The sequence below is a fragment of the Francisella philomiragia genome, from assembly GCF_018135955.1.
GTDB classification, from domain to species: Bacteria; Pseudomonadota; Gammaproteobacteria; order Francisellales; family Francisellaceae; genus Francisella; species Francisella philomiragia.
Map to the genome: position 1 here is coordinate 1,157,703 of NZ_CP063138.1, position 15,190 is coordinate 1,172,892.

Below are 15,190 nucleotides of genomic sequence, written 5' to 3' on the forward strand. Positions count from 1 at the left end.
GATAAGGAGTCTTATCATGAAACTAAATAAAATCACTTTAGCTACTGGATTAATCTTATTAGCTAGTACCCAAGCATATTCACACGGTTATGTTGAAAGCCCTGCTTCTCGTGCCTTATTATGTAAAGAGGGAAAAAATAAAGATTGTGGCTCCAGAGCTCAATATGAACCGCAATCGATAGAACAAGTAGATGAACTATTTAACTTAGGTGCTTTAGATAATAATATTGGGAGTGCTGATGTTGCTGGTTTTGAAGCATTAGATGAACAACAACAAAGTCGTTGGGCAAAAACTGTTGTCCAGCCAGGACAGCCATTAAAAATTAAATGGCAATTTACTGCTAATCATAAAACTAAACATTTTAAATTCTATATAACCAAACCTAACTGGAACCCAGATAAATTACTTACTCGTGACAGTTTTGAAGAACAGCCGTTGAACTGTTATGATCCACAACCCACATGGATAGCACCTAACCAACCACCTCAAGATGGCTTAACGTTTACATGTACATTACCAAATAGATCAGGTTATCAAATCATAATGGCTGAATGGGATGTAGATGATACTAGAATGAGCTTTTATAATCTATTAGATTTAGATTTTATTAATGATAAACCTGCTGGTACTGTTATCCTACCAAATGGTGATATTACTGATCCTAATAATGGCTCAGAGGGATCCGGCATACCAGCATACGATGCTACTAAGTCATATCCAACTACGGGTACCAAAGTAGTATTTGAAAATAAGATATATCAAAATAAATGGTATGTAAATCCAGGTCAGCAACCAGGAGCTGAGCAATGGGGACCTTGGGAGTATATTAAAGATGCAGAACAGCAAGCTGCTCCTACAGATAAATTTCCAGTAGAAGCAACTAAATTTACTATAAACCCGTTGAATATCAAAGAAGGTGATAAGATCACGTTACAATTATTCAAAGATGGTACCATGTATGAATATCCTCTACTAACAGTTCCAAAAGCAATAAGTACAAACGACTTATTCATTGAACTAACTAATAAAATAAATACTCTTAGCTCCTCTGATTTAGATAATCAAATAATTGCTGGAGTTAAAAATAATAATAATGAGGTCGTTCCAAACGGTAACTCTCTTTATATTTATCAAAGCACTGATAAACCATATAGCCAAATTAGTTTTTACTATCAGCAAGCTAGTCAAAATATTAAAAACGAGCTACACCTAATGGACTTTAAAAGTGAACACTCTATCGACTCTGATGGTAAGCTGTATATTAATGCTAAAATAATGTCCCATAGCTCAGCTAATGCCAAAGTATCTGTTGTACTACAAGATGGAAATGGTAATCAAGTTTATAGGAAATCTGATATAGAAATAGCTCCTATGGATACATATGACTTGGCATTACAGCTTGAGAATATCAAAGCTGGAGACTATAAACTTATCATATCTAGTGAAATTACCGGAGCAGAAGCTTGGCAGAAAGATCTAAATATTAAAATATCTAACTCAACACAAGATCCTGATAATCCGCCGGTTGTTGATAAAGATATAAATGTAACAATTAATGCCAATACCCCTTTCTATCAAGTCAACTCAGATGATACTGTAACAGCAAGAGCTTGGTCTAGTAGCTTGGGTGATGTTAACCTAGCAAACAATCAAATAACTATCATACCGTGGAGTAAGACTACTACTGCTAAAGGAAATGATAGTTCAGCGTATGTAAAATGTCCTTTACCTACAAATAACCAGACAAGTGTTACATATTTAGTCAGTGGTGACCTAAATAGTATAAATTGTGTAATAAAATAATTTTCTTTTATAATTTCTTATTTATCTAACTACATTTATTAAATTAATCTAAGTATATTTTAGATTAACCGTATATCTCTTGTAACTATAATCTAATTTGGTAACTTGATTATATTAACCTGATTATCATAGTTCACTAGACCAAAATCAAAGTATCAATCTATTTAAGCTTAAAAAAGCTATTACAACATACTCGATAACTCTTTTAAGATAAATTTAGTTATTTGAATTATCTAAATCATCACGATATATTACATGCATTGTCGCTAACGCGTTATTTGTATTATAGAGTCCTTGATATGCATTCATCTTTGCATCACATTTATTATTGTATTTTTTATTACATATATCTAAATAATAAAGACAAAAATCTAATGATATCTTAGTATGAGTTTCATATTCTATACCTTTTTTGGGATTGTATATTTTACAGTAATTAAGGTATTTATCACTAGCATAACTAGATAATGAAAAGAGAAACAAAAATACGAATAAAAAGTTTTTATTCAACATGACCCCTATAATCTTCCGGTGTTAATAATTCTTTTATTTCTTCTTTTTGGCTTACTTTAATATCAAATAACCACCCTTTTGTATAACATGATTGATTGATCAGTTTTGGATTGTCTATTAGTTCTTTATTTACGCTTACAATTTTTCCAGATAATGGTGCGTAAATATCAGAAGCTGTTTTTACAGACTCAATCACACAAATCTCATCTTCTTTGACATATTCATGATCTAATTTGGGTAAATCAACATAAACGATTTCTCCAAATTCATTCTGAGAATAATCATCTATACCTACTCTTGCTATATCACCTTTAATTTCAACCCATAAATTAGAATCTGTATATAAGTAATTTTGATTTATTTCAGCCATAATTCCTCTTCGACAAAACATGTTTATTTTTAGCTAATAGATGATAATAACATAAAAATCCTTTAAAATTAATTTGTTAAATCAAAAGTTAATACGTAGATATTTATGAACTTAAAAGATAAAAATATAATTATTACTGCTGGTGGTACAGGTGGACATATCTACCCTGCACTTGCAGTTGCTGAAATGCTAAGAGAGAATAATGCTAATGTCACGTGGGTTGGTACTCCTAATAGCATGGAAGCCAACATTGTACCTGAATATTTTAATATGCAATATATTAAATCTTCTGGTGTTAGAGGCAAAGGGCTTAAGAGGAAAGTAGCATTCCCATTTACACTTATATCAAGTACACTAAAAGCGCGTAAGATACTCAAAAAACTAAAAATTGACTTAGTCATAGGCTTTGGTGGTTATGTATCTGGACCTATATGTCTTGCTGCTGTTCAAAAGGATATACCTATAATAATCCATGAGCAAAATGCCAAAATAGGCTTAACAAACAGAATATTAGCCAAACTGGCTACCAAAGTATGCCTAGCATTTGATGTAGAAGATATACAAAAGAGACTTAGTCCTAAGCAATTAGCTAAAACACAGGTTGTAGGAAATCCCATCAGAAAAGATATTATAGCTCTTAATGATAAAACAAAGAATATAACCGAGAATGGTGAATTAAAACTTCTTGTCTTAGGAGGTAGCCAAGGAGCTAAAAGTATAAACAATATTATCCCTGATCTTATTATCGAAGCTAATAAACAAGGGATAAATCTAAAAGTATGGCATCAAACAGGCAAGCTTTCTTTTGAAGAAACTAAAAATAAATATAATCAAGTACCCTCAACACATATCAAAGATATATCAGCGTATATTACTGATATGACAAATGCTTATGAATGGGCTGACATACTAATTTGTCGAGCAGGAGCTCTAACGGTATCAGAATCAGCCATAGCAGGAGTTCCTGCAATATTTATACCATTACCATCAGCTGTAGATGATCATCAATTTTTTAACGCACAAAATATGGTAAAAAATAATGCTGGATTTTGTATTAGACAAGATCAAATGACTTTGCAGAATTTAATAGATATAATTAAGCCTCTTTATGAAGATAGAGACAAACTTAAAGAAATATCACAAAAAGCAAAAAATACATTGATAAAAGACTCTAGTGAACAGATATTAAAAGCTGTAGAACAAATTTTGAACAAAAAATAAGGATTTAGAAATGAACTTTGATATGTCAAAGCTAATGCAACAAGCGCAAAAAATGCAAGAACAAATGAAAAAAGCTCAACAAGAGCGTGAAAATATGGAAGCAATAGGCGAGTCTGGAGCTGGACTTGTCAGCGTAACAATGACTGGCAAATATGATGTCAAAAAAGTTACTATAGATGATTCTCTAATGTCAGAAGATAAAGAAATGCTAGAAGATTTAATCGCTGCAGCTGTAAATAGCGCGGTTAAAAAAGTAGAAGATAGCTCATCCTCTACGGATATTAGTAAAATGGCGAAAGAGGCTGGCATTGACTTACCTAATGGATTTAACTTTCCTTTTAAATAATGAACAATCAAATTTTCTCTCCCAAAATTACTGCTGTAATAGAATCTTTGCGTAAATTACCAACTATTGGTAAAAAATCGTCTCAAAGACTTGCATTATATTTACTTGATAAATCTCCAGAAACTGCTATTACAATTGCTAACTCTCTGTTAGATGCAGCTGAGAATATCAAAAAATGTAAACATTGCCAATCTCTTACTGAAAAAGATGTTTGTGATATCTGTAGTAGCCAAAATAGAGATGAATCTAAATTATGCATAATTGAAAGTATGCTTGATTTGGTCGCTATTGAAGAAGCAGGTTTTTTCAAAGGAAAATACTTCGTACTTAATGGCAGAATATCTCCGCTTGACGGTATAGGACCCAATGAACTAAAACTTGATATTTTAGAGCAAATAATTATAAACAGAGAAATAAGTGAGATTATATTAGCTATCAGTCCTACCGTAGAAGGAGAAACCACCGCTCACTTTATTTCTCAAATGATTGGTAAGGATATAAAAATCTCTAGAATCGGCTTTGGAGTTCCTTTTGGTGGTGAATTAGAATATTTAGATCAACAAACATTAATTCACGCTTTTAATGCTAGAACTAATATCAAATAATTTATTTATTTAATATTCTTTCGATATCAACACAAACATCTATTTTTCTGACTAAGCGAATTAATAAGTATAGCTCTCTTCTATTTCTAACTACTACAACACAAGCAAGTTTTGCATGTTTATTATCTACAAACATCATATCAAAACTTCTGATATTAACCCCCTCTCTTGCAAAGGTAGCTGTTATCTTAGCAATTGCACCTGGAATGTTTTTGAGCATAATAGACAATCTAGCTCTAAAACTAGGATCATCATCAGCATTTGTAAACCAATCAGCATTGATCTGTTTAATTTTTCCATCTTTAATTTTAGAGTACAGCTCATTACAACTTTTTCTATGAACCTCAACGTTCCCTTCTTCATTAACGATGCCAATTATTTCATCATTCGGCAATGGCAAGCAACAGTCTGCTATACGTGAATCATCTCCATAACGGATTTGAATTTTAGCCATTGCCGATTTCTTATACGCACTACGCATATCATTAAAATGCTTAACAATAAAATCAATGAAGTTGTTAGGATCAATTAAACCAAGCCCAGTATCCAAATAGAAACGATTTATGGTATCTATACCTTCATAGTTAAATAAAGCTCCATCAACAATCTCATTCGGAACTTCTTTTAAATCCACACCAAGCAGCCTGAGTTCTCCCTCTACAATATCCTTACCTCTAATATAGTCAATATTTCTATATTGTTGCTTCAAGAAGTCTTTGATAGCGGATTTTGCCCTACTGGTCTCGGCAAACTCTAACCAAGCCGGATTAGGATCTGCAACTGCAGAGGTAATAATTTCGACATTATCACCTTGTTTTAGGCGATAATTAAGTGGTACTGGCTTTCTATTGACTTTAGCAGATATACACTTATTACCAATATCAGTGTGAATAAAATAAGCAAAATCTATACATGTCGAATTAACAGGTAGTTCGACAATATCACCTTGAGGGGTAAATACAAATACATCATTACTAAATATATCTGATTTAACATTTTCTAAAAACTCTACCGAACTAGCAGTATATACGTTTATATCTGATATTTTTTTGAGCCATCTTTGCAGCGCTTTGTCAGTTTTTTCACCAATTTTGTAACTCCAATGAGCCGCAATACCGTATTCTGCTTGGCAATCCATATGATCTGTTTTTATCTGTATTTCTAAAGGAATATTATATGGACCTAAAACTACTGTATGAATAGAGCGATAACCATTTGCCTTTGGTGTTGCAATATAATCTTTGAATCTTTGAGGAATAGGCTTATACAATTCATGAACTTTACCAAGAGCGATATAGCAATCAATACGATTTGGGACAATAACTTTATAAGCATACATATCCATAATCTCATCAAATGAGATGCCTTTCTTACGCATTTTATTATAAATACTATATAAAGTTTTCTTACGTGCTTTGACACCATCGTTAATAACAATACCACCTAACTTATCAGTCAAAGCATCTTTAACCTGCTGAAAGACTTTTTCTTTATTTTTCTCTACTTTCTTAACTTTTTCTTCAAGAATATGATATCGATAAGGATTCATTCCTTCAAACGCAAGAGTCTCTAATTGCTCTTTGAGAGTATTGATACCTAGCCTATGAGCTAAGGGAGCAAAGACATCTAAAGTTTCTTTAGATATCCTACGTTTTTTCTCTGGCTTTAGAGGAGCTAAGGTTCGCATATTATGCAATCTATCGGCTAGCTTAATGAAAATCACTCGTACATCTTTGGTCACAGAAAGTAGCATTTTTCGGAAGTTTTCTGCTTGCTGTTCTATTTTATTTTTATGTCTAATCTGTGTAAGCTTAGTCACACCTTCAACTAGTTCTGCTACCTTATCACCAAAAAGAGTAGCGATATCTTCTGCTGTATGATCAGTGTCCTCAACTACATCATGTAATAAAGCCGCTATAATGGTATCAACATCCATATGAAGCTCTGCTAATATACAAGCTACAGCAACAGGATGTGTGAAGTATGGCTCACCTGAGCTTCTAACTTGAGTCTCATGAGCATCCGCACCAAATATAAATGCTTTAGCTATCTTAAGTCTTTCCTCAGCAGGTAAGTACTTAGAAATCAACTGATTTAAACTATAAAAACAAAACATATTTAATTAATATTTTTTACTAATATTTAATTAAATAATAAATTGAATTAAAGACCAAAGCAATTTATAACTACTTTGATTTGAAAGAAATTAGATATTTTCTTGAAATAAATGCCATAAATACTATCAACGCAATATCTATGATAAGCAATGCTGCTGCTAGAGCTGTATTATACTTCTTCTGAGAGAAAACTGCACCTTGTCCAGGTGGTACAACTGTTATAGGATTATAAGTCATACCATATGTTTTGATAATACTAGAGTTTATATCTCTTACATTTACTACAGGAATATCTTCTTTCAAAAAGTTAACTGCAACAGAATTTACAGTACTATATTCTGGAGGCAGTTTAGAAGTAACACCTGTAGGAAAACTATGTATTTTCAGAACTTGATCATTAGAAGCTACATTAGTTGCTTTTTTATCAGTTTTTGACTTCTTGTCTGATTCTTCAAACTTAACTGTCGGTTGCTTCAAACCAATAGAAGCCATATTACCACCTACATTTATGTAAGCTTTTATACTATCATTACCAGCAGCCTCTTTGTACATCTCTAGACGTTTTGCTACAGAAGTATTTGTAGAATCTTTATATGGAATGTTGATTACTTTGAAGTTATTTCTTTTAATAGCATCGTTTAATTTAAGTATAGCTCCTGGAGTCATTCCATAACCATTATCATGAGATCCACCTAGAGTAATCCCTAAAACATCAAAATCAAATATTCCTTTCTCAACTAAGTTTCTGTATATATCAGGCCATGTAAATCCTGGTCTATTTGCACCAAATTGTGATGCGCCTGCTGAAAATATAATCAAAGGTTTAAGCTTCAGTGTTTTGATAGCTGATAGCATAGCTATATCTAATGCTGGGTAAGATCCAGTCTCTTGTACAGCAACAGTATCACCCTCTTGAAGATTAAGCTGACTTAACCATTGAACAAAAATAGCCGCCATATTTGGATTTACTGAAGATCTTTTTGCATATAAGTCACCAGAATCTGTAGTTATCTCAGTCATCGATAAACCTATTAATCCAGTACAAGATACATCACCCATTGATTTACATAAATAACCTTTTGACATAAAGTATCGTTGTGTTAGATCAAACGCTTTTTCTGTTAACTCTGCCGCTTGTAGCTTTTGAGTATAACCCTTAGTTTCGACAACTAGATTTTTCTCAACTATATATAAAGATATAATCATAAAAGCACTTAAGAACAATATGATATATCTAGATAAAAATTTACGGTGCCAATACATCGTTTTCATATTATATTCCTACTATTTGAGGTCCAATCAAAACTATTAGTAACAAACGTATAATAATAGAGGCGATTAATAAAGATCCTATTGTTTCTATAAGACCTTGTCTATCTATTGATAAAGTTATAAGTCCTGGAATAATATATCCAATGACCTGAATCTGGTTAGAGTAAAAGCTTGTAGTTAAGTATTGTGAAAACAACATGTTACAAACTGTACCTAGTATAAATGATAAAAGAACTGTAATAGCTATCCTTCTTCTACCATAGATAATCATAAATTTTGACATAAACCTAACTATACCAAATATTATGATCGAAATAATAATAGTTACTATAACTCTATCAGGAGCACCCATCTCTAGCGCAAAATAACCGGGCACAACCATACCACCAGTAGATAATCCTAACAGTGATACAAAAACCAAACCAACAATAAGACCAATACCTATCGAGAGCGTTAATGGATCCATACTTTCTCCTATTTATTTAAAAACTATAAACCATGTTTTTGTTTGTGACTCTGATCACAGTAATCAACTAAGCTCATACCAATATCTTTAATATTACCAACACCTACCAGCATATATGTATTAGCCGGTTGAGTGAGATTAATTTTTTCTAGAATCTCTAGTGGCTCCATATCTTCACACACTATTACTTGAGCTGGCTTAATACCCAAAGATTTAGAGTATTTTTTGTAAAAAGACACAAACACATCTGTGCCTGTACCAATAAGAGTTACCAAATCAGGCTTCTCCCAGTTTAATATAGCCTCTGCGATCTGCTTAGATCTATCTTCTCTATCATCTCTACAATTAACAACTAATACTTTTTTATCACAATACTGATATTTGCTGTATAGCTTATCCCATAGCATTTTCGTTGATACAGGATCATTTGCAGCAAAAGCATTAGCAAAATTCATCTCAGAGTTATTAATATCAAAATTATACTCTGTCATAGCACCTGGATCAGGAGTTGCCTCCCACATACCTTTAAGAGCGACATCTCTTGGGATTCCAAGATCATCAGTCACTTTTAGAGCTAGAGCAACATTGATCTTAAATTCAGAATATACAAATTTATTAATTTCATCATCAGAAACCAATTCAGCATCAGCTGCTGTAGCTACAATAAGCTCAGTTTCTCTATCTTTACAAGCATATTCAAAGAAATCAATATGTGTATCTTCTGCTGTGAAATACTTAGATTTTACAGGAACTGTACCTGCCAATGCCTTGGCAACATCTCGCTCTGTTGGTCCCATGACATCTAAATGATCTGGACGAGCATTAGTTAAGACACCATGAGTTGCTTTAATCAATTTTAATTCACATAATGATTGAAGCAGTGGTTGAAGTGCCATACATTCAATTATTATAGCATCTGCTTTCGCGCGTCTTGCTTTGAACATTATTTTAACCTGCTCAGCGATATTGCTAAAACCAATTCTGAAAACAGGTGTTTCTGTTCCATCTACGTCAATATATCTAGCTAATGTACCAGTGGTTTTTGCTACGGTCCTATAACCTCCAGCTCTAACACCAGCAGCAATTAATCTTGCGACACTTGATTTACCTCTAGTACCATTTACATGAATTCTAATAGGAATACTTTTGATACTAGTATTATGTACAATATTTTCTATTATCAAATATAAACACAAAATTATAAACACTATTATGATTAACCAAAAATCCAAAACAGCCACCTCGTGAATAACAAAAATCGCATATAATTATAACACCCATATTATTAAATATATACAGTGACTATATTAAACTTAGTTTTATTTAGACATCTACATATCTTGTCTCAGGCATAAAATATACTATAGGAATCATAATAATAGAAGCTACTACTAAGAGCCATGCTGGTGCTAGTAGACTACCTGTAGATACAACTAATGATGTAGCCACAAATGGTATAGTACCTCCAAAAAAAGAATTACCAATATTATAACTCAATCCATTTCCACTATAGCGATAACGTGTATTAAAAAGTTCTGGAGCAGCAGCACCATAAGCTCCCCATATAGCCATCAAAGGCACACATAGAACAACCATCGCAAGGATAAGTGACGCAATGCCCATTCCCATAATCATAAAACTAGGATATGAAAAAATCAGATAAATAATAATAGAGAACTTTATTAATGGTTTTCTACCTAGGCAATCACTTAAATATCCCCACAAAGGTGCAGAGAAAGAAAAAATCAAACTAAATATAGTCACTATTGCTAAAGAAAAAAACTCTGAATAATTAAGCTCAACAAAGTAACTACTCAAATATGAAAGTACTAAGTAATACATGATATTCGCATATGCCGATAAAGCGATCGCAAAAAACAAAGGTTTTTTTTGTATGCTAAACATTTCTCTTACTGGCTTTACCGATACATCTCCTTGAGCTTCAAGCTGTTCAAAAGAATAACTCTCAGGTATTAGCATCCTCATTACTAAAGCAAGTAAAGCAAGCATAAGACCAATTATATAGCCGATCCTCCACCCCCATAAGTCAAGAACCTCTTGACTAAAAATACCAAATAAGATCATTGCAACTAGTGATGCTAAAAAAACACCCGTACCTGAAGACATAGTAGCAAAACTTGCAATAAACCCTCTTCGATCTGGTTTTGTAGACTCAATCATAAAAACCATGACTCCACCATATGATCCTCCGATAGAGAATCCTTGAAGTAATCTCATCAAAACTAGTATAGCAGGAGCTAACATTCCAATAGTCTGATATGTCGGGAGAATAGCAATTACAAACATTGGCAATATCATCATGACTACAGAGATTATCAGTGCTTTCTTACGACCAAACCGATCACCAAAACTACCCATAATAACACTGCCAATTGGCCCCATGAAAAATCCTGCGGCAAAAACCCCAAAAGTCATTAATATAGCAGTATATTTACTAAAATCTGGAAAAAACACGCTAGCAATAACAGGTGTTAGATATGCGAAAAGCATAAAATCATACCATTCAACAATGGTACTTGCTGAAGCAAAAAAAACGTGCCTTTTTGAAAAACGATTCATTTATTATAAAAATTTATATAGCTGAGAATTATACTTTATATTTAAAAATAAGATATTTCAATCGCAAAGATTGAATTAAAAATAATGATTACACAATAAAAGAATAAATGAAAAATCTAGTGGTGCGGACGGGGAGACTCGAACTCCCACGGTTGCCCGCTGGAACCTAAATCCAGTGCGTCTACCAATTTCGCCACGTCCGCAATATTCTGGGGTGATTGATGGGACTTGAACCCACGACAACCGGAATCACAATCCGGGGCTCTACCAACTGAGCTACAACCACCATTACAAATTGCTATTTCAACAATGTAATGGCACGTCTGGCAGGATTCGAACCTGCTACCCTCGGCTTAGAAGGCCGATGCTCTATCCAGATGAGCTACAGACGCATCAAAAATGGTCGGAGCAGAGGGATTTGAACCCCCGACCCTCTGGTCCCAAACCAGATGCGCTACCAAACTGCGCTATGCTCCGACAATTTCTAAATTAATGGTGGCCTGAGGCGGAATCGAACCACCGACACGAGGATTTTCAATCCTCTGCTCTACCGACTGAGCTATCAGGCCAATGACAGGTATTATACATACACCTATATGCTTAAGTCAACACTTTTATAAGTATTTTATTACATTTTTTCATCATAAAAAGTTTTTATATTTTTACCATCTGCATAAGCATACAATGTCTGTGCTACAGAAGTAGATCCGGAACAAATATTGCCCTGCTTATCAATAGCTATAAGACCTACATAATCACCATGAACATCGCTCTCGGCAATAGATTTATCTACTGCTTGTGATAATGACATTCCATCTTTGACTCTAGTTGCTATTTTTGCTGCTACTGCTTGGTTGATGATATGCTCACCAATACCCGTGCATGATATACCCATAGATTCATTGGCAAAATTACCAGCGACAGTTGGACTATCACCTACCCTACCAGGATATTCAAAGCCTGCTCCTCCAGTTGAAGTAACTGCACAGATTTTACCCTTAGAATCTAGAGCAACAACCCCTATTGTTCCTGTATAGCCTTTTTTTAGTTGTAAGTACTCTTGATATCTTTTTTCAGTCATTGGGTTATATGTTGGTAGACCCATCACATCATGAGCAAATGTAGTAGCTTGATCTCCAGCCAAAACACTATGATGTTGTTGCATCAGTCTATTTGCAACAACTATAGGATTCTTTATATTCTGAATATTTATTACACCTGCAAACTTTTGTTTTTGGCTATCGATTATAGATGCTGACATTCTGATTTGTCCATCTTGTTGAACTCTTGAACCTGTACCAGCATTGAATATCTCATCATCCTCAAGAAGTTTTGCTGTGAAAACTGCTGCCTCGTTTGCATCATCAATATCTTTTAGATAGTTATAAGCTTTTTGAATAATTGGTAATAAATGTTGATGATAGTCGCCAAATGATGTGTTTTTATCCTCTCTAGCTCCACATCCGCCATGAATTATAATCTTTTGCATAACAGCTCCAATTTCAAATTAATATTGTATATATAAATATGATTATATCTAAGATACTCAAAATCTCATACAACAAATACAATTGAAACCGATTAAATAATTAAGATGTAAACAGATGAAATGAGGAAAAATATTAGAACTCTACTAGACAAGTATTAAGATCAAATTTTTGCCCTTCTAAAAGCATATGCATACGAATATCAACTAAACTAATTGGAGCATTATTACGAGCATTATGCAATGATGAATGCTTAAGGTGAGAGAAGTCTATAATAGTTACCATACCTGAACCAACAACCTCTATCACATTTTCAGAATTTAGTAATGCTGATGTATCCTCATCAATACCAACACCGACCATATAAGGGTTGTAGGATAACGCTGCTAAAAGTCTACCAAGTCTATCTCTTTGAGAAAAATGCTGATCTACTAGTAATTTGTTAGTTAAACCCAGCCCAGGAGCAAGATTAACCATATTACATCTAGGCATAAGACCTGCTTGACCACCAGCAATCATAAAGCCTGAGATAAAAGCAGCTCCTGCTGATGTACCTGCAACATTGACACCTTTTGCATTCAATCTACGAATAAGTTGCGCTATAGGAGTACCACCAAGAGTAGTAGAAAGTAAAAGCTGATTACCACCAGTCATAAAGATACCTGTACTTTGAGCAAGTAGATCCTGATAATCTTTGTTAGTAGTCGCATCTAAGCGAGTTTCTATCTTTAGATTATAGACATCTTTGACTCCCATTTTAGAGAAAATATCAACATAGATATCTCCTGTATCTGGTAACTTTGATGCTGTAGGAATAACAGCTATTTTTGCTTCACTTCCACCTGAAAGCTCAACAAATTTTTCTAATACCGTAGGGCTTGCAAATTTATCCTCTCCACCACCGATTGGCATAATATATCCGCGGTGATCTTTTTTCACTGGCTTAGACGGCATCTTGGAAATCTCCTTTATAAATTATATAAAAATTGTGCGTAATAATATTTTGTTAAAATAATACTAATTAATTAAACATATTTCTATAAAAAAGGTTTATTTTTAGCATATAAATTGATATGCAGTTAATATTATTTACCCTTATAGCAATTGATGATATGCTATGGCATAAATATTATTACTTAAATTAGCTATCTTAAGATGAAAAATATCAAAGCTCTGACAATTGGTGGCGCAACTCTTGACACTATCATAGAATATGAAGAAATGTTCACTATGAATATGCAAAAAAAAGATACTACCCAATCTTTTATGCTACTTGAAGAAGGTGCAAAAATTGAAGTAACTGAACAAAAATCATTTTCTGGTGGTGGTGCAACTAATGCTGCTGTTTCTTTCAAAAAACAGGACATTGACGTTAGTTTCTTTGGCAAAATTGGTAAAGATATCGCTGGTGAACAGATAAGCAATGAGCTTAAAGATCTTGGAATTGATATCTCTAATATTCGCTACTCTGATAGATATGGCACAGCAACATCTTACGTAGTACCAACACTAAGTGGGGATAGAACAATTTTTGCATACAGAGGCGCAAACAAAGATATCCTACAAGATGATTTGCCTTCTAAAGCAATTATAGCGAGTGACTTTATTTATATTACATCTTTGAGTAAATCTTCAGCTGCTAGACTACCTGAAATAGTAAAATTAGCGGCGGATAACAATACAAAAGTAGCCATCAATCCAGGTTCTAGCCAACTTAGTGTTGGAGAAAGTTTTATAAAAGATTCAATGTTTGGTATAGATATTCTTGTGTTAAATTTTCAAGAAGCTCAAAAGCTAATGTTATCGTTATTATCATCTAATGATAAAGATATTGTAGAATCTAAAGATAGACTTGAAACCCCTCTTGATGAAGGAAAAAGTGATTTCCTAAACGCTACTTTCAGATTGAAGGATTTCTTTAAAATTTGTTTAGATTTAGGTGTAAGAATAATCGTAGTGACAGATGGTGCTAATGGTGTATATGCAGCTTCTAAAGATAAAATATATCATAGTGAGTCTTTGAGAATTAACAATGTTGTCAATACTCTTGGTGCAGGTGATGCATTTAGCTCAACATTCTGTGCAAATATTTACAAAGGTAAACCTATAGAAGAAGCTATTAAATATGCTCTGATTAATTCTAGTCATGTGATACAGCATTCTGATGCAAAATCTGGTCTACAAACATCTGAAAGTCTTGAAAGAATAAAGTCAAAAATGAACTGTGGGTTGGATAAAAAAATTACTGTTACTTCTTGGTAACTTAATTTTGAAGCTATTGTCTTCACCTACTTCCATTTCACTACGTCATTCCCATGAAGATAGAAATCTCATAAATCATAACCACAAGCTTAAAGATATCCGCCTGCGCGGGGTATAACTATAAATTTTTGTAATTCTCTCGTATGA

14 protein-coding genes and 5 tRNA genes are annotated in these 15,190 nt (G+C 33.4%); 5 read left to right on the plus strand and 14 right to left on the minus strand.

All coding sequences use genetic code 11. The features are described 5' to 3' along the window. Positions 1–16 precede the first annotated feature (16 nt). Entirely contained in the window at positions 17–1,804 is a 1,788-nt protein-coding gene (locus IMS64_RS05650; RefSeq protein WP_211490114.1) for a lytic polysaccharide monooxygenase, read from the plus strand. A 216-nt stretch (positions 1,805–2,020) separates the two neighbouring features. Here the strand turns inward: IMS64_RS05650 and IMS64_RS05655 are convergent, their stop codons facing one another. Together IMS64_RS05655 and gcvH are read right to left on the minus strand one after the other, a co-directional pair. Beyond that, positions 2,021–2,317: a hypothetical protein gene (locus IMS64_RS05655; RefSeq protein WP_012279664.1), complete on the minus strand. Its 297-nt coding sequence runs from the start codon at positions 2,315–2,317 to the stop codon at positions 2,021–2,023. Next, a complete protein-coding gene (gcvH, locus tag IMS64_RS05660; RefSeq protein ID WP_004288000.1) occupies positions 2,307–2,687 on the minus strand; it encodes a glycine cleavage system protein GcvH in 381 nt (126 codons plus the stop codon). Before gcvH ends, IMS64_RS05655 begins: the two co-directional genes overlap by 11 nt. Before the next feature lie 105 nt (positions 2,688–2,792). Here gcvH and murG point away from each other — a divergent pair, with 105 nt between their 5' ends. From murG to recR, 3 genes are read left to right on the plus strand one after another with little or no spacing between them, the layout of a single operon-like run. Then, positions 2,793–3,908 (plus strand): undecaprenyldiphospho-muramoylpentapeptide beta-N-acetylglucosaminyltransferase, encoded by a 1,116-nt coding sequence (gene murG, locus IMS64_RS05665; protein ID WP_211490115.1) that lies wholly within the window; start codon positions 2,793–2,795, stop codon positions 3,906–3,908. A gap of 10 nt (positions 3,909–3,918) precedes the next feature. Continuing rightward, positions 3,919–4,254, plus strand: a complete 336-nt coding sequence (locus IMS64_RS05670; protein ID WP_211490116.1) for a YbaB/EbfC family nucleoid-associated protein — start codon at positions 3,919–3,921, stop codon at positions 4,252–4,254. Next, positions 4,254–4,859 (plus strand): recombination mediator RecR, encoded by a 606-nt coding sequence (gene recR, locus IMS64_RS05675; RefSeq protein ID WP_211490117.1) that lies wholly within the window; start codon positions 4,254–4,256, stop codon positions 4,857–4,859. The genes IMS64_RS05670 and recR overlap by 1 nt, the downstream gene beginning before the upstream one ends. A 1-nt stretch (position 4,860) precedes the next feature. Here the strand turns inward: recR and IMS64_RS05680 are convergent, their stop codons facing one another. The 12 genes from IMS64_RS05680 to IMS64_RS05735 all read right to left on the minus strand — a co-directional run bounded on the left by IMS64_RS05680 (position 4,861) and on the right by IMS64_RS05735 (position 13,735). Continuing rightward, on the minus strand, positions 4,861–6,975 hold the full coding sequence (locus IMS64_RS05680; RefSeq protein ID WP_211490118.1) for a RelA/SpoT family protein: 2,115 nt from the start codon (positions 6,973–6,975) through the stop codon (positions 4,861–4,863). A 70-nt stretch (positions 6,976–7,045) separates the two neighbouring features. Beyond that, positions 7,046–8,248: a poly-gamma-glutamate system protein gene (gene pgsW, locus IMS64_RS05685; RefSeq protein WP_088821373.1), complete on the minus strand. Its 1,203-nt coding sequence runs from the start codon at positions 8,246–8,248 to the stop codon at positions 7,046–7,048. 1 nt (position 8,249) lies between these two features. Beyond that, the gene (gene pgsC / locus IMS64_RS05690; RefSeq protein WP_004287512.1) at positions 8,250–8,714 is read right to left on the minus strand and encodes a poly-gamma-glutamate biosynthesis protein PgsC; all 465 of its coding nucleotides are present in this window, start codon (positions 8,712–8,714) and stop codon (positions 8,250–8,252) included. Positions 8,715–8,737: 23 nt separating this feature from the next. Continuing rightward, positions 8,738–9,955 (minus strand): poly-gamma-glutamate synthase PgsB, encoded by a 1,218-nt coding sequence (gene pgsB / locus IMS64_RS05695; RefSeq protein WP_211490119.1) that lies wholly within the window; start codon positions 9,953–9,955, stop codon positions 8,738–8,740. 82 nt (positions 9,956–10,037) lie between these two features. Beyond that, positions 10,038–11,294, minus strand: a complete 1,257-nt coding sequence (locus IMS64_RS05700) for an MFS transporter (RefSeq protein ID WP_200162093.1) — start codon at positions 11,292–11,294, stop codon at positions 10,038–10,040. Between the two features lie 120 nt (positions 11,295–11,414). Next, positions 11,415–11,497, minus strand: a tRNA-Leu gene (locus tag IMS64_RS05705). 7 nt (positions 11,498–11,504) lie between these two features. After that, positions 11,505–11,580: transfer RNA gene (locus IMS64_RS05710), tRNA-His, on the minus strand. Between the two features lie 29 nt (positions 11,581–11,609). Then, positions 11,610–11,686: transfer RNA gene (locus IMS64_RS05715), tRNA-Arg, on the minus strand. Between the two features lie 8 nt (positions 11,687–11,694). Beyond that, positions 11,695–11,771, minus strand: a tRNA-Pro gene (locus tag IMS64_RS05720). 16 nt (positions 11,772–11,787) lie between these two features. Continuing rightward, positions 11,788–11,863 (minus strand) — tRNA-Phe (locus IMS64_RS05725). 59 nt (positions 11,864–11,922) lie between these two features. After that, a complete protein-coding gene (locus tag IMS64_RS05730) occupies positions 11,923–12,783 on the minus strand; it encodes an isoaspartyl peptidase/L-asparaginase (RefSeq protein WP_042523536.1) in 861 nt (286 codons plus the stop codon). Positions 12,784–12,916: 133 nt separating this feature from the next. Further along, positions 12,917–13,735: a cyanophycinase gene (locus IMS64_RS05735; RefSeq protein WP_004287507.1), complete on the minus strand. Its 819-nt coding sequence runs from the start codon at positions 13,733–13,735 to the stop codon at positions 12,917–12,919. 201 nt (positions 13,736–13,936) lie between these two features. On the opposite strand from IMS64_RS05735, the gene IMS64_RS05740 reads away from it, so the two are divergent. Beyond that, entirely contained in the window at positions 13,937–15,043 is a 1,107-nt protein-coding gene (locus IMS64_RS05740) for a carbohydrate kinase family protein (protein WP_012280818.1), read from the plus strand. Positions 15,044–15,190 lie beyond the last annotated feature (147 nt).

Bases quoted from the DNA above. Each gene is read 5' to 3' on its own strand.
- IMS64_RS05650 (WP_211490114.1), top strand. From the start codon at position 17: ATGAAACTAAATAAAATCACTTTAGCTACTGGATTAATCTTATTAGCT.
- IMS64_RS05655 (WP_012279664.1), bottom strand. From the start codon at position 2,317: ATGTTGAATAAAAACTTTTTATTCGTATTTTTGTTTCTCTTTTCATTA.
- gcvH (WP_004288000.1), bottom strand. From the start codon at position 2,687: ATGGCTGAAATAAATCAAAATTACTTATATACAGATTCTAATTTATGG.
- murG (WP_211490115.1), top strand. From the start codon at position 2,793: ATGAACTTAAAAGATAAAAATATAATTATTACTGCTGGTGGTACAGGT.
- IMS64_RS05670 (WP_211490116.1), top strand. From the start codon at position 3,919: ATGAACTTTGATATGTCAAAGCTAATGCAACAAGCGCAAAAAATGCAA.
- recR (WP_211490117.1), top strand. From the start codon at position 4,254: ATGAACAATCAAATTTTCTCTCCCAAAATTACTGCTGTAATAGAATCT.
- IMS64_RS05680 (WP_211490118.1), bottom strand. From the start codon at position 6,975: ATGTTTTGTTTTTATAGTTTAAATCAGTTGATTTCTAAGTACTTACCT.
- pgsW (WP_088821373.1), bottom strand. From the start codon at position 8,248: ATGAAAACGATGTATTGGCACCGTAAATTTTTATCTAGATATATCATA.
- pgsC (WP_004287512.1), bottom strand. From the start codon at position 8,714: ATGGATCCATTAACGCTCTCGATAGGTATTGGTCTTATTGTTGGTTTG.
- IMS64_RS05700 (WP_200162093.1), bottom strand. From the start codon at position 11,294: ATGAATCGTTTTTCAAAAAGGCACGTTTTTTTTGCTTCAGCAAGTACC.
- IMS64_RS05730 (WP_042523536.1), bottom strand. From the start codon at position 12,783: ATGCAAAAGATTATAATTCATGGCGGATGTGGAGCTAGAGAGGATAAA.
- IMS64_RS05735 (WP_004287507.1), bottom strand. From the start codon at position 13,735: ATGCCGTCTAAGCCAGTGAAAAAAGATCACCGCGGATATATTATGCCA.
- IMS64_RS05740 (WP_012280818.1), top strand. From the start codon at position 13,937: ATGAAAAATATCAAAGCTCTGACAATTGGTGGCGCAACTCTTGACACT.